Here is a 14620-nt window from a genome sequence, read left to right on the forward strand (position 1 = left end):
TTATTTTTGATTCTCATAAAAGGAACTGCTTTGAGGAGACAAAGCAGCTTTAGTAACTGCACTATTATCATTCTATAGATATTATAATTTAAAAATTGTGCAAAGTAAACAAAAAATAATACAAAAAGCATATAAAATTGTTAATTTAAACAAAAAATCCTTTTCTAAAATAATGTAGTTTTTAGTAATATTTTTTTTAGAACCAGTATAAATTTAACCAATTTTGCACATAAATAATATAGGTCACAGATAGTCCTTTTAGGACATGAAACGAATTGCTAAAGGGGAGCAAGCAGGGATTCGGAGGACCTTATTTATGACGAACAAGGTTGAAATCTGCGGTGTAAACACAGCAAAGCTGCCAGTTTATAAAGATGCAGAAATGATGAAAATGATAGAGGCTGTCAAAGGGGAGATAAAGAGGTTAGAGAAGAATTCATTAAAGGGAATCTCAGATTAGTGCTTAGTGTAATACAGAGATTCAATAACCGGGGAGAGAACCCCGATGATCTATTTCAGGTAGGATGTATTGGATTGATTAAGGCATTAGAGAATTTTGATACTTCACATGGAGTGAAATTTTCCACTTATGCAGTGCCAATGATTATTGGAGAAATCAGAAGATATCTCAGAGATAATAATCCTATCAGAGTTTCCAGATCGCTGAGGGACACGGCGTATAAAGCATTACAGGCCAGAGAAAAGCTTTCAAGGGACCTCCAGAGAGAGCCAACTATAGCTGAAATTGCAAAGGAAACGGAAATGGAAAGAGAAGATGTAGTACTTGCGCTTGAGTCCATTCAAGAGCCTATTTCTTTATTTGAACCAGTATTTCATGATGACGGTGATGCCATTTATGTAATGGATCAGGTAAAGGATACAAAAAATACGGACACAAGGTGGATTGAAAATTTATCGCTTTCCGAAGCAATGAAAAAATTATCCCCGAGAGAGCGTCATATTCTGACCATGAGGTTTTTTGAAGGCAAAACTCAAATGGAAGTTGCAGAAGAAATTTCTATTAGTCAGGCACAAGTAAGCAGATTAGAGAAAAATGCTCTTAAGTATATGCGAAAATATGTTTAAGTGAGTATCCACAAAGCATATACAAATTATGAAAAATATAAATTTAAATTGAGCCCGGTTAGTAAACCGGGCTTTTGAATTAAATGACTTTTATTTTAGTACATTATGTAATATAATTATCAGATACGGGCTATGTATTAGTCAATAAATTTAAGAAAGGCATGGATGAAATGATTAAAAGAAACAACGGTAAAACAAAAATTGTGGCTTTACTGCTAGTATCATGTTTAACTCTATCGCTTGCAGCATGTGGTAACAAGTATGTGGTACCATATTCGAACTACGATTTATCAGAATATGTAAAACTGGGGGATTACAAGGGTATTGAGGTTACAGAAACAAAAGTCAGCGTGACTGACGATGAAGTTCAGGCAGAAATACAGAGCAGAATTAAAGCGGCCAGCAAGCAGGTTGAAAAGAAAGAAGGTACCGCTGCAAAGGGCGACAGCGTAAAGATTGTTTATGCTGGCAAGATGAATGGAAAAGCCTTTGAGGGAGGAAGCACCGGTCCGGAAGGAACTACTATAACCTTGGGCAGCAGCGGATATATCCCAGGTTTTGATGATGGTGTAATCGGCATGAAAGTCGGAGAAATGAAGACTCTGAACCTGAAATTCCCAAAGGATTATGGTAAGGAAGATTTAAATGGTAAGGATGTTGCTTTTGATGTGACTTTAGGTGCTATCATGGTTACGGAAACTCCTAAGTATGATTTGGCTTTTGTAAAAGCACATAGTAAGGAAACCACTTTAAATGGATATGAAAAAAGCGTAAAAAAGGAGCTGTATGCTAAGAAGAAGTCTTCTGCTGAAGAAGAAATGAGAAATAAGCTCTGGTCCAAAATAATGGACAATTCTAAAGTGCTAAAATATCCGGATAAAGAGATTCAGGCTTGTAAAGAAACAAATGAAAAGTATTATGAATCTTATGCAAAACAGTATGGTATGGAGTTAAAAGACTTTGTTAAGCAATATGCAGGAATGGATGATAAAGCTTACCAAGAATACCTGGAGAAGTATGCAAAGGCAATCGTATCACAGGAAATGGTGATGTATTCCATAGCAAAGAAAGAAAATATTACGGTATCCGATAAAGAATATAAAGAGAAGCTTGAAAAGTTTAAGAAGGAACAGGGCGTTACTGATGACGCTGCTTTCAAAAAACAGTATGGAAAGTCTTTTGAGGAATATGCTGGAAAAGATAATCTTATGAAGAGCTTCTTACTTGAAAAGGTCATCCAGTTTGCTTTAGATAATGCTAAAATAGTACCTGCAGATAAAGTTGCAGAGAAAAAGGCTTAAATTTAACAGTTTAGAAGGATAATTTAATAACTAACTGTAAAAAGATATCATCAAAATGCTATGGAATAATTCCATAGCATTTTTCATATATTGTAAAAGTACAGGCCTGGTGGTCTTAAATTACATGTATGAAGGGGGAAATAAAAGTGACAAGTACTGAAGATATTAAGAATAAAGAAGTAATAAACATCTTTGATGGCAGGAGTATGGGCTACGTAAGCGATATAGAAATAAACCTGGAAGAAGGGACTATTGAGGGCATTATTATTCCTTCACCAAAGAACTTTTTTAATATATTCGGCAGGAGTGAAGATGATTATGTAATCAAATGGGAAAACATTAAAACCATAGGTGATGATGTAATCTTAGTTAATATTGAAACTTTTATTGAATAATTGTATGAAATTACAGTCTCATGCAATAATTTCTTTTCAAAATACACAATATATAGTAAAATATACAATATGGCTATGTTGATTTGGTTGCAAGAATAATACTAGTATGAGTTTTTATATTGATGGGGGTGACATGATGAGATGTCCATTTTGCGAAAATCCAGATACAAAAGTTATTGACTCACGACCTACAGAAGAAGGACATGCTATTAGAAGAAGAAGAGAATGTGAGAATTGTAATAAGAGATTTACTACTTATGAAAAAGTTGAAGAAATGCTTCTTATGGTAGTCAAGAAAGATGGAAGAAGGGAAGCCTTTGACCGGAATAAGGTTTTGAATGGTATTATCAAGGCCTGTGAAAAAAGACCAGTGCCAATGTTGGAAATTGAAAAAGTTGTAAATGAAATTGAACGTGGCCTGAACAACCTGATGGAAAAGGAAGTTCAAAGTGAATTTATAGGGGAGCTTATCATGGAACAATTGAAGAAACTAGATGAAGTGGCTTATGTCAGATTTGCATCTGTATATAGGCAGTTTACCGATGTAAATACTTTTGTTTCAGAAATAGAAAAATTACTTGAGAACGGGAAGAGGCCTAAATAAACCAATGATAAATATAAACACTGCTAATGACAAATTTAATATTGCAATTGACGGCCCCAGTGGAGCCGGTAAAAGTACTATTGCAAAAGAAGTAGCAAGAATTCTGGCTATTGATTATATAGACACAGGTGCTATGTACAGAGCTATAGGCTACAAATTGGAACGAGAAGGAATAAATCTGTCGGATAGAGACAGACTTAAACAGATTCTTGACAGCACAGAAATTGATTTTGAAGAAGGAAATACCATTTTAGATGGAGTTGTGGTTAATGATCAAATTCGGACCCCGGAGGCTTCAAAAATGGCATCCGTCTGTTCTGCTTTGCCTGAGGTAAGGGAAAAGCTGGTGGCCCTTCAGAGAAAAATGGCACATACAAAGAGTGTTGTTATGGATGGCAGAGATATTGGAACCAATGTCCTGACTGATGCAAATTTTAAGATATTTATGACTGCTTCTGCAGAAGAGAGGGCTGAACGAAGACATAAAGAACTTATACAGAGAGGCCAGCAGATAACTTATGATCAGGTCCTCCAGGATATTATTCAAAGAGATTATAGCGACACAACAAGAAAATTAAATCCTCTCAGAAAAGCACAAGATGCTGTAGAACTTGATACTACAGGTATGAACATTTCAGAAGTTACAGAGAAAATAATTAATTTAGTAAGGTGTGGAAGATAATTTCACACCTTAAATATATATTTAAACTGGAGGTAAAAAGGTGGCAATTGTTAGACCATTTAAGGCGATAAGACCAGATAAAAAATATGCAGATAAGGTAGTATCATTACCCTATGATGTGATGAACAGAGAAGAAGCCGCTAATATGGCGGATGGAAATCCTTATAGTTTTTTACACATCTGCAGATCAGAAATTGATATGCCAGAACAGGACAACCCCTATGAGCTTTGTGTTTATGAAAGAGCAAAGGAAAATATTTCACAAAATTTGGAGGATGGTGTATTCGTTCAGGAAAGCAAACCTGTACTATATTTATATAAACAGGTTATGGATGGCAGAGCACAGGTGGGAATTGTAGGATGTGTTGCTGTAGATGATTATATTAATAATGTTATAAAGAAACATGAATTTACAAGAGTAGAAAAAGAAATCGACAGGATTAATCATTTTGATATTTGTAATGCAAATACAGAACCTGTTTTTCTCACTTACAGAGACAATAAAAAGGTGAGAAGCATTGTAGAAGGATGGATTTCAAACCATGATTCTCTTTATGACATTAAGACTTCTGATGGGATAGAACATGTACTTTGGACTGTGGATGATGATAAAACTATTCAGGCACTAACTGAAATCTTTGGAGAGATTCCTGCATTATATATTGCAGATGGTCATCATCGAAGTGCATCCGCATGTAAAGTGGGTTTAAAAAGAAGAGAGGAAAACCCAGACTATACAGGAGAGGAAGAGTTTAACTTCTTTATGGCGGTTATATTTCCAGACAATGACTTAAAAATCTTTGACTATAACAGAGTTGTAAAAGATTTGAATGGAAATACTCCGGAACAATTTATAGAAAAAGTAAAGAATGCAGGTTTTGATGTAGCTGAAAAAGGTAAGGAAGTCTATAAACCTGCCGGAAAGCATATCTTTGGCATGTATCTGGAAGAAAAGTGGTATGAAATTACTGCTAAACCAGAAATTATACCAGACCATGTGATCGATTCTCTTGATGTATCCATTCTTCAAAATAATCTGCTTGGACCTGTTCTGGGGATAGAAGATCCTAGAACGGATAAGAGAATAGATTTCGTAGGAGGCATCAGAGGTTTAAAAGAGTTAGAAAGAAGGGTAAAAACAGATATGACGGTTGCTTTTGCAGTGTACCCAGTAGAAATATCTGATTTACTTTCTGTATCTGACAATGACATGGTCATGCCGCCTAAGTCCACCTGGTTTGAACCAAAGCTGGGAAGCGGATTATTTATGCACAAGCTATAAATTTCACATCAGAATAAAATAAACACTCCTCCATTTTAGCAGATGCTTTTGGAGGAGTGCTTTTAATTAGGGCTTGAGGTAATCTCTAAGTTTACCGACAGCCTTTTTCTCTATGCGGCTCACATAGGAACGGCTGATACCCAGCTTTTTGGCAAGCTCACGCTGGGTAAGGGCTCTTCACCTGATATGCCATATCGTTTCATGACTATTAATTGTTCCCGCTTGGTTAATATGTGTGAAATTGCATTGTAAAGAGATTTTACCTGCAATTTTAAATGTATGTCATTTAAAATTGCATCTGGATCAGAACCAAGTATATCATTGAAATTAATTTCATTACCGTCCTTATCTGTACCAATAGGCTCTGTTAAGGGGATAATAAAGATAACAATATAGATTATAATAGATAACAAAAAATCGGAGAAACAAATTTAGCTTATTTAGGAGGCAGAAAAATGAATTATGTAACACATGGGTTAGGAGGCGTGGCTGCAGGGTTAGCTATGATTTCAGCTGTAAATGCAACAGATCATATTCAGCAGACTACTATTATGACAGGAGCAGTGCTTGGATCTCTCTTTCCGGACATAGACCATAGAAAAAGTTGGATAAGTCATAAGATTCCTATAGCATCAAATATAATATCAGGACTGTTTAAGCATAGAGGAGTAATACATACACCAGTATTTGTATTGGCAATCAGTGTGGTTTTAAGCATGTTGAATTGGGGGTGGCTCCATGAATTTAATAGTCAGGCGATTTATTTTATATGGGGATTTATACCTGGAATGTTTTCACATTTGATTTTAGATACTTTAAATGTACAGGGAATCATGTGGTTCTGGCCTCTATCGGCTAAGAGATTTCATATATTAAAAATCAGGACAAACAGTGCAATGGAAGCAGTGGTCTGCCTTGTGCTGGGAGCATGCCTGTATGGACAATATAGCGCATGGTTTTAACTTCAGGTTGAGTATAGGATAAAATAAAAGAAGAGGCAAACTTTGTTTTGCCTCTTCTTTTATTTTATCTTTTATTCTATTCTATTCATTCATTTAACGGACTAATTAATCCAGGTACTTTTTTATCAGTTGGATAGTTTCATTTGTACTAAGAACATCACAATATATAATATTCATTATTTTCAGTTCTGCATCATGAAGTTCCTGACTACCAGATGCGCATGCATCTTCAACACAGATTACTTTTAACCCCTCATCAGCGAGTCCTCTGACGGTTGAAGCAACGCATTGATCTGTTACGATACCTGTAACCACTACAGTTTCTATACCCATGAATCTTAAAAGCTGAAGGTAATTGGTTCCAGTAGTAACGCTGTCTGTTGTTTTGTTAACAACAATTTCATTTTTTTCAGGAGTCAATGGTTCAACCATTTGAGCAGCAAAGCTATCTGTATGAATGAGCATATTATTCCAACCTTCTGATTTCTGAACGGGAGACCGATCTTCACCATCTTCCCTTTGGCATGCAATTCTTCCGAAACTAACTGTCATATTATTTTCACGGAAAAAATCCAACAGTTTCTTGTTGTTCGGAATAACTATGTCATCTAATCTGTCATGGAAAGGAATCCATCTTTCCCATTCACCTGCTTTCTTAAAGGCAAGAGCTTCTCCAAAATCCCGCAAAACAAATTCGTTTTGAAGGTCGACAATACATAGAGCGGTCTTCTTTGGATCCAGACTGATATCTGGAAATTCTTCAGTTGTCTCATAATAAAAAGACAAATATTTTCTATCGCGTTTCATGATAGAACCTCCTCACTTTGTTTTAGTAACCAATGGTTTGATAAATGTAATAGCACGATTTATGCCAACAAAACTGAGATTCACTATGACAAATAAAAGAAAACACTAAAAAATATAATAAAATTTGACCAATTTTTAAAATAATTTTTACTTGGAATTAAAAAAGTGTAATTTACAGACTTAATACATTTATAATTGTTACCCTGTGGTAACAAAGGGATAGAAAAGTAACAAGGTACTATAAGGTATTGCTGGGATTTTGTTACCAAAAGGTAAATGAAGAAAAGAATCATAATCGTGTTGGACGAGGAAAGCCTGCATTTTTAAAAGTTTTATAGGAAAATCAGGTTGGTACACTATTTGCAGAATATTCGTATAAAGGAAGAAATCCTTAAAACTATAAAAGAAAGTGAGGATATAAAAATGTCTCAACAAATGGAAACAGCAGCTCATACCCTGGAGGATTTTGGGTACAAGCAGGAATTGAAAAGGAGTTTAAAGCCTTGGCAGATGGCTATATTTGGTCTGGTGTTTATGATTCCTATAGCACCATTCGGAATCTATGGCTTTTTAGCAGAAGCATCCAATAATATGGTACCTTTGGTTTATGCTATTGGGATGTTCGCAATGATTTTTACAGCTTTCAGTTACGGAAGGATGGCAGAGGCTTTCCCAATCGCAGGCTCCGTATATGCTTATACTTCAAGAGGAATCAATAAACATCTGGGCTTTATGACTGGATGGGCAATTTTACTGGATTATATTCTGATGCCTACTTTGATTTATGTAGTATGCGGAGCCTCTATGAATGCCATTTTTCCGGAAGTCTCTATTCTTGTATGGGCTTTCATTTTTCTCGCAATCGTTACTTTTTTTAATATTAAAGGTATTGAAGCATCTGCCAAGTTAAGTGTCGTTGCACTTGCTTTTGAAATGGTTGTTTATGTTGCCTTTGTTATTTTTGCTGTTATGGCCATACTAAAAGGAACAAATGATACACATTTTACGGTGGATCCAATTTTCAATGCAAAGAATTTTAGTCTTGCAATGGTTATGAATGGAGTATCTATCGCGGTTCTAAGCTTTTTAGGGTTTGATGCAATCAGTACACTTGCAGAAGAAACTAAGGGGGGAGGAAAAGCAGTTGGACGAGCTACCATATCTGCCCTTCTGATACTGGGAGGTCTCTTTATTTTCCTGACCTGGATTGCAGGATGTCTGTGGCCGGATTTTAAGGCATTTAATAGTATTGATACTGCCTTTTATGAAATTGCCAATCTTGCTGGAGGAAAGACTCTGTTAACTCTGTGTTCAACAGCCACAGCACTTTCCTGGGGATTTGCAGCCTTAACAGCGCAAGTTGCAGTTTCTCGTGTGCTGTTTAGCATGTCTCGTGACGGAAATTTTCCAAAAGCCTTTTCTAAAGTGCACCCCAAGTATCAAACACCTTACGTGGCCACTTGGTTTATTGCAGGGGTTTCCCTTATAATGTGTGTTCTATTTCAAAGTAAAATCAACGAGCTTACGATACTGGTTAATTTTGGTGCATTAACCTCCTTCTTTATTCTTAACCTGGCCGTAATCTATTACTATAAAATCAGAATAAAAGCAGAAGGAATCTTTAAATATGTTATTACGCCGTTGATTGGAGCTGTTATAGTGGGATACGTATGGTTCAGTCTGAGTAACCAGGCTAAAGTGCTTGGATTGGTTTGGCTGGCCTGTGGGATTGTTTACTATATTATATTAATTAAAATTTTTAAAAAATCTGCAGAGCTTGAACTATAAATAATCTGGATTAATAAGTACATTGTGGCATTTAAATTAGATGCCACAATATTACTTTTTAGAGACTACTGGCATTTTTCGACAAAAAATGATAAAGTGATAAAAAGAACTATGTAAAGGATTTGGATTTATGAAATTACTTGACAGAAAATCCCTTGTATCACAAATAATGATTATATTCTTACTGTTTAACATTGTTGTGGTCACAGTGTTTACAGCGTATATTACAAATCAGGACAGAAGAGAAACGGTAAAGAATGTACAAGATTCCATGCAGGCAATTGCTTCTGAAAAGGCAAATACCTTATCTTTAATCATAGGCCAAATTCAACAAGAGACAGAAGGATTTGCAGACTTTGCAACAGAATATATCGGAAAAGAAACTAATACGAAGCTTTCTGATGATTATGTCAGGGAAAGTGATAATACACTCCACAGAAATCTTAATGATAGTGACAATTCTGATATGTCCTCTTCTATTTTTTTCCCTGCCATTGATGAGCTAAGTCTTAATACCATAAGGACAATTAATGCCACTGAAAAACTAGACAAGATGATGGGGTATATGATAAAACGAAATCCTTATATTCAATGGGTTTACATAGCCACGGAAGATGGATTCCTAAGGTTGTTTCCTTATTCTTCAATCGATATATATGATCCTGGTCATCTTCAAAAAAATGATCCTTTTTATCTGGCTGCAAATCAAAAGAATAATCCCCAAAGAAAAACCGTATGGACCAATCCTTATATGGATTATTTCGGGAAAGGATGGGTAATTACATGTTCGGTGCCATTATATCAGGGAGACAATTTTATAGGAGTGGCTTGCGTTGATGTATGTCTTGATACATTAAATGATCAGTTCCTGAAAGATTTCAGGCTTGGGGAGGGTGGAATTGTATATTTACTTCAGGATAATGGAAATGTAATTTATCATCCCGGCATAGTACCTAAAAACGGAACAAGAGGAAAAACGTTTTTAACAAATATAGTAAATCATAAGAATTTATTTTCACAATATCGAAATGCTTTAAAAAAAATACTTTGTAAAGAGAATGGCGTTATATCCTATAGAGATGAGAACGATAAGAATCATATGATTGCACATGCTAAAGTTGTAGGGCAGCCATGGATAGTGGGGGTAGAGATTGTTCAAAACCAGTATTTTGAGATTAATAATCTGGGGAAAAATAATTTATGGCACTTCAGTTTAACCCTTTTACTTGTTTATATTATCATTGCCGTATTTTTATACCGGCAGTATTCCAGACCATTTGACACTCTCGTTAGCCGTGCCAAAACCATAGCGGAAGGTAATTTTGAATATAAAGAGCCTATTTATAATTATACAGAAATTAAAATTCTTTCGGAGGCCTTCAATACTATGAGTGCTAAGATGAAAGACTATACGGAGAATTTAATCCATAAAAACATTGAAATACAAAGTGTGATTGACAGTATAGGGGGGATGCTGATGTTTGTGAGTCCCAACATGAGTATAACTAATATAAATAAGAAGGCTATGGTTGCGCTTGGTAAATCAAAAGAAGAATTGCAGGGGAAAAAATGTCATGAAATCTTAATGGGATGCGACAGAATATGTAATGCTTGTGCAATACAAAAAACAATCCGTACCAAATCAACACAATTTTCAAGAATTGTCCTTGGTGAAGATATTTTACAAAACATGTATTATCCAGTTATGAATGCCGACGGACAGGTAACTGAAATAATTGTGCAGAGCCAGAAAGTTACAAAACAGGTTCTTTTAGAAAAAGAACTTGCGCAAAAAGAGAAAATGTCAGAAATAGGACAGCTTACGGCAGCAATAGCTCATGAATTGAAGAATCCACTGGCCATTATCAAAGGGTCTTCTTATCTTATATCCGCATATGCCAAGGAGTATGAAAACAGAGAACTGGATGAAAGTGTGAATACTGTCATACAGTCAACACAAAATGCTGAAGATGTCATCTATAACCTGTTGAATTTCTCAAGCTCAGCACTAACGAAAACCACCCAGGGGAATATTACGAAAATAGTGGAGCAAGTTATATTACTGACAAAACGAAACAGCATTGCAAAAAATATTAAGTATATAACAGAATTCCAGCCAGATCCACTTATTTATGAAGGTAATGCAGAACCATTTAAGAGTATTATTATGAACCTCGTATCCAATGCTATTAATGCTATTGGTGAAGGAGGGACTATAACAATTCAGGGATATTATTATGAAGACCAAATGATTATATCTGTGAAGGATGATGGAAAAGGGGTTGAAGATAAATTTAAAACAAGGATTTTCGAACCATTTGTGACGGCGGATACATCTGGCTCCGGAACAGGTATGGGGCTTTGGATTACTAAAATAATGGTTGAGAAGATGCATGGCACTATCAAATTAAACAGTGAATTAGGAGAGAAAACCGAATTTATTATTTCAGTACCACTTAAGAATATGAAAGGAAGATAGTGTATGGCAGAATTCATGGATCATCTGCTTGTCGTTGATGATGATAAGGAATTACTAAGAGTCTACGAAAAAATATTCAAGTTGAATCATTTTGATGTGATAACTGCCAGTGATGGGCCCAGTGCGTTGGAACTTATTAAGAGAAAGCCTACAGGCGTTGTCATTGCTGATATCATTATGCCCAAAATGAATGGAATCCTTTTACTGCAGAAAATCAAAGAGATTAATCCTTCTATCCAGTTATTATGCTGACGGCAGAAGGCTCTGTAGCGGGGGCAGTGGAGGCTGTTAAATCAGGGGCTTTCACATATATATTAAAGCCTGCCGATATTGATAATCTCATACTGAACATTCAAAAAGCCTTTGAAATTTTCTTAATTAGTAATCAAAACAGGATTTTTAAAGATCAGATGCTTGAAAAAGCAGGAATGATGCAGTTGATTGGTCAAAACGGTAAGATAAAAGAAATTCGTCAAAAAATTGATACGTTTGCGGGATCAGATGCTACGGTTCTGATTACAGGGGAAAGTGGTACAGGAAAAGAGATTATTGCCAGCCAGATTCATTACAAAAGTAATCGGGCGGACCAGGTCTTCGTTAAAGTCAATTGTGCAGCTTTGACAGAAAATTTGTTAGAGAGTGAACTATTTGGACATGAGAAGGGCTCTTTTACGGGTGCTGACAAACTGCATCGGGGTAAATTTGAAATTGCTAATCAGGGTACTATCTTGTTAGATGAAATCGGAGAATTGCCCCTGGGTACTCAGGCCAAACTTTTAAGAGTCCTGCAGGAAAGAGAATTTGAACGGGTTGGCGGTAGTGGAACAATCAAGACAAATTTCAGACTTATTACATCTACCAATAAAAATTTAGCGGAGGAAGTCATAAAGGGAAGATTTAGAAATGATCTTTATTATCGTGTTAATGTTCTGCCAATTCATTTGCCTCCATTGCGTGAACGGAAAGATGATATAGAAATACTTGTAGATTACTTTGTCCATCAATTGTCTAAAGAGACCAATAAATGTATTTCTCCATTATCATCCGAGATAATCAATATACTGACTGCGTATAATTGGCCTGGAAATGTCAGAGAGCTGCGTAATATCATTGAACGTTTAGTAGTTATGGCAAATAATTCTGAAATCAGTCCGTGTGATTTGCCTGATGAGTTAAAGCAACACATGGGTTCTGATGTTATAAAAGAAAATGTTCTAAAAAGCCAAGTTCCTTTACTTGAGGCAAAAAAAGAATTTGAGAAGCAGTACATTACAAAAGTACTTTCACAATATCAGGGTAATGTGGGGAAGGCTGCCACTGAGCTACAATTAGCCAGAAAAAATTTATACAGAAAGATTAAAGAATACAACATTAATTTAGAATAAGGTAGTATACTGTAAGCTAGATATTTTTTTAAGGATTTGACGAGTAAAGGAGTAAGGATTTTGGAAAATAGATACAGAAACAGAAAATATATTTCCAGTATGGTTTTATCATCCATTATTTTTATTCTTTTACTTTCGTTTAATTTTAAATTATATAATGAACCATGTAATCCAGGAGATTTTAAAGAAATCTGGGTGGATCAGACAAAAGTATTAAATCACTGTATCCTTACAAATAGTTATAGTGGTGAAAATATTACAGAGTCCAGTTCCACAAACCATTTGCTGGAGGTCGTCTTTATCGGCATAACTGCTGATTTATTTTTATTATCTTTTAAACATTCCATTTTTTACAGGGGGAAAATGCTTTCCAGAGAAAAGCGTACTCTTGTGTCGCTATGCGTTCGCATGGATGAATAACTCCGTTTTAATCTGATTTTTATAGTAAGCCAGTGTTACTGGCTTTGTTTTAGTATGCAGATTTTCATAAGAAATGGAGAGGAAATATGAATAATTTAGAAATGAAAGACGTATGGAAAAGTTATAAACAAAGAAACAAAGAAGAAGTTACGGTGTTAAAAGGTATTAATATGCTGGTTAAGCAGGGAGATATGGTGGCCATCATGGGACCATCTGGAAGTGGCAAAACTACATTACTGAATATAGTAAGTGGAATTGATTGCTATGATAAAGGAGAAATCTACATTGAAGATAGTGATTTATCGGACTTGAATAAAGAAGAAGTGGCACTATTTCGAAGAAGAAGATTAGGAATGGTTTTCCAGGATTTTAATTTAATAGAAAGTCTTTCAGCTAAGGAAAACATTCTGCTCCCTATGATATTAGAAAAAAGGTTTGCGGATGAACAGGAAGAACAGGCTGAAAGAATATTAAAAATACTTAATATCCAGGATATACAGAATAAAAATATAGCGGAAATATCAGGAGGACAGAAACAGCGTGTAGCAATCGGCAGAGCATTAATTAACAATCCTGCCATTATATTGGCTGATGAGCCCACGGGAAATCTGGATTCCAGATCTACCAAAGAGGTTATGGATTACTTTACACTAATAAATCAAGAACTTACCACCAGTATTTTATTGGTTACCCATGACACCTTTGCGGCAAGCTATTGCAATAAAGTAGTTTTATTAAAAGATGGAGTATTTAAAAATGAAATAGACAAAAAAGGTTCCAGAAAACAATTTATTGATTCTATAACAGAGATGCTGGCAATCATTGGGGGTGAACAGGATGACATTCTTTGATATTTCCAGAAAAATGCTGATTGCCAATTTTCAACGTTACAGATTATATTTTTTATGTAATGTACTTTCAGTATCCCTTTTTTACTGTTTTGCTGCATTATTTACCAATAAATTATTTATGAATCCGGAAATAGTTCATAGTATGATTTCCAGTAACATTTACGCTCCCAGCGTTTTTGCTGGTGTTTTCCTGATGTTATTTATTCCATATTCAAACCAGGCTTTTTTAAAAAAGAGAAAATACGAATATGGTATTTTAATGACATTGGGAATGAATGAAAAGGAAGTACTGAAAAATATGCTTCTGGAAAATAGTTTTATGGCAGTACTGTCACTGGTTAGTGGCCTTCTGCTGGGAACCATACTTTCTTTTGTGTTCTATTTTGTAATCCAGCAGGTAATCGGTATAGCTGGTTTAACGTGGTACTTTAATACGGATTCTTATAAAGTGACAGCTATTCTTTATATCATTACAATATTTATTACATTAACAGTTGCTATTATTGGTTTCCTGAAGATGCAGATTGTTGAACTAATCAGAGAAAAATATAGAGCAGAGGGCATCAGACAGCATTAGT

18 protein-coding genes are annotated in these 14620 nt (G+C 35.3%); 15 read left to right on the forward strand and 3 right to left on the reverse strand.

All coding sequences use genetic code 11. From position 1 onward, the window contains the following. Window positions 1-316: 316 nt before the first annotated feature. The 7 genes from Ami3637_RS19260 (at window position 317) to Ami3637_RS13820 (ending at window position 5350) form a co-directional block, all read left to right on the forward strand. Window positions 317-460: a hypothetical protein gene (locus Ami3637_RS19260; protein ID WP_330586652.1), complete on the forward strand. Its 144-nt coding sequence runs from the start codon at window positions 317-319 to the stop codon at window positions 458-460. After that, complete coding sequence (gene sigG, locus Ami3637_RS13795) at window positions 460-1086, forward strand: RNA polymerase sporulation sigma factor SigG (RefSeq protein WP_330586653.1); 627 nt, start codon at window positions 460-462, stop codon at window positions 1084-1086. Before Ami3637_RS19260 ends, sigG begins: the two co-directional genes overlap by 1 nt. Window positions 1087-1247: 161 nt before the next feature. Then, complete coding sequence (gene tig, locus Ami3637_RS13800; RefSeq protein WP_162363063.1) at window positions 1248-2387, forward strand: trigger factor; 1140 nt, start codon at window positions 1248-1250, stop codon at window positions 2385-2387. A 146-nt stretch (window positions 2388-2533) separates the two neighbouring features. Further along, entirely contained in the window at window positions 2534-2782 is a 249-nt protein-coding gene (locus Ami3637_RS13805; RefSeq protein ID WP_202931056.1) for a PRC-barrel domain-containing protein, read from the forward strand. Between the two features lie 136 nt (window positions 2783-2918). Then, a complete protein-coding gene (gene nrdR, locus Ami3637_RS13810; RefSeq protein WP_162363773.1) occupies window positions 2919-3386 on the forward strand; it encodes a transcriptional regulator NrdR in 468 nt (155 codons plus the stop codon). A 4-nt stretch (window positions 3387-3390) separates the two neighbouring features. Further along, window positions 3391-4068 carry a (d)CMP kinase gene (cmk, locus tag Ami3637_RS13815; protein ID WP_162363065.1) on the forward strand — a complete coding sequence of 226 codons (678 nt, stop codon included), beginning with the start codon at window positions 3391-3393 and terminating at the stop codon, window positions 4066-4068. Between the two features lie 40 nt (window positions 4069-4108). Continuing rightward, window positions 4109-5350 carry a DUF1015 domain-containing protein gene (locus Ami3637_RS13820; RefSeq protein WP_162363066.1) on the forward strand — a complete coding sequence of 414 codons (1242 nt, stop codon included), beginning with the start codon at window positions 4109-4111 and terminating at the stop codon, window positions 5348-5350. 66 nt (window positions 5351-5416) lie between these two features. Here the strand turns inward: Ami3637_RS13820 and Ami3637_RS18985 are convergent, their stop codons facing one another. Further along, the gene (locus Ami3637_RS18985) at window positions 5417-5494 is read right to left on the reverse strand and encodes a sigma factor-like helix-turn-helix DNA-binding protein (RefSeq protein ID WP_202931134.1); all 78 of its coding nucleotides are present in this window, start codon (window positions 5492-5494) and stop codon (window positions 5417-5419) included. Continuing rightward, complete coding sequence (locus Ami3637_RS13825) at window positions 5470-5763, reverse strand: hypothetical protein (protein WP_202931057.1); 294 nt, start codon at window positions 5761-5763, stop codon at window positions 5470-5472. The genes Ami3637_RS18985 and Ami3637_RS13825 overlap by 25 nt, the downstream gene beginning before the upstream one ends. A gap of 42 nt (window positions 5764-5805) precedes the next feature. On the opposite strand from Ami3637_RS13825, the gene Ami3637_RS13830 reads away from it, so the two are divergent. Then, window positions 5806-6312: a metal-dependent hydrolase gene (locus tag Ami3637_RS13830; protein ID WP_162363067.1), complete on the forward strand. Its 507-nt coding sequence runs from the start codon at window positions 5806-5808 to the stop codon at window positions 6310-6312. A 105-nt stretch (window positions 6313-6417) separates the two neighbouring features. On the opposite strand, the gene Ami3637_RS13835 is transcribed toward Ami3637_RS13830, so the two are convergent. Continuing rightward, complete coding sequence (locus Ami3637_RS13835) at window positions 6418-7119, reverse strand: cysteine hydrolase family protein (RefSeq protein ID WP_162363068.1); 702 nt, start codon at window positions 7117-7119, stop codon at window positions 6418-6420. A 435-nt stretch (window positions 7120-7554) separates the two neighbouring features. Here Ami3637_RS13835 and Ami3637_RS13840 point away from each other — a divergent pair, with 435 nt between their 5' ends. The 7 genes from Ami3637_RS13840 to Ami3637_RS13870 all read left to right on the forward strand — a co-directional run bounded on the left by Ami3637_RS13840 (window position 7555) and on the right by Ami3637_RS13870 (window position 14619). Continuing rightward, entirely contained in the window at window positions 7555-8907 is a 1353-nt protein-coding gene (locus Ami3637_RS13840) for an APC family permease (RefSeq protein WP_202931058.1), read from the forward strand. Window positions 8908-9037: 130 nt separating this feature from the next. Further along, window positions 9038-11386, forward strand: a complete 2349-nt coding sequence (locus Ami3637_RS13845) for an ATP-binding protein (protein WP_162363070.1) — start codon at window positions 9038-9040, stop codon at window positions 11384-11386. A gap of 3 nt (window positions 11387-11389) precedes the next feature. Then, the gene (locus tag Ami3637_RS13850) at window positions 11390-11638 is read left to right on the forward strand and encodes a response regulator (protein WP_162363071.1); all 249 of its coding nucleotides are present in this window, start codon (window positions 11390-11392) and stop codon (window positions 11636-11638) included. Next, window positions 11632-12771 carry a sigma-54 dependent transcriptional regulator gene (locus Ami3637_RS13855; RefSeq protein WP_162363072.1) on the forward strand — a complete coding sequence of 380 codons (1140 nt, stop codon included), beginning with the start codon at window positions 11632-11634 and terminating at the stop codon, window positions 12769-12771. The genes Ami3637_RS13850 and Ami3637_RS13855 overlap by 7 nt, the downstream gene beginning before the upstream one ends. 60 nt (window positions 12772-12831) lie before the next feature. After that, window positions 12832-13191 carry a hypothetical protein gene (locus Ami3637_RS13860; protein ID WP_162363073.1) on the forward strand — a complete coding sequence of 120 codons (360 nt, stop codon included), beginning with the start codon at window positions 12832-12834 and terminating at the stop codon, window positions 13189-13191. Window positions 13192-13277: 86 nt separating this feature from the next. Further along, window positions 13278-14042, forward strand: coding sequence for an ABC transporter ATP-binding protein (locus Ami3637_RS13865; RefSeq protein WP_162363074.1), 765 nt, complete (start codon window positions 13278-13280; stop codon window positions 14040-14042). After that, a complete protein-coding gene (locus tag Ami3637_RS13870; protein WP_162363075.1) occupies window positions 14029-14619 on the forward strand; it encodes an FtsX-like permease family protein in 591 nt (196 codons plus the stop codon). Before Ami3637_RS13865 ends, Ami3637_RS13870 begins: the two co-directional genes overlap by 14 nt. Window position 14620: the final 1 nt, after the last annotated feature.

The organism is Aminipila terrae (assembly GCF_010120715.1).
GTDB classification, from domain to species: domain Bacteria; phylum Bacillota; class Clostridia; order Peptostreptococcales; family Anaerovoracaceae; genus Aminipila; species Aminipila terrae.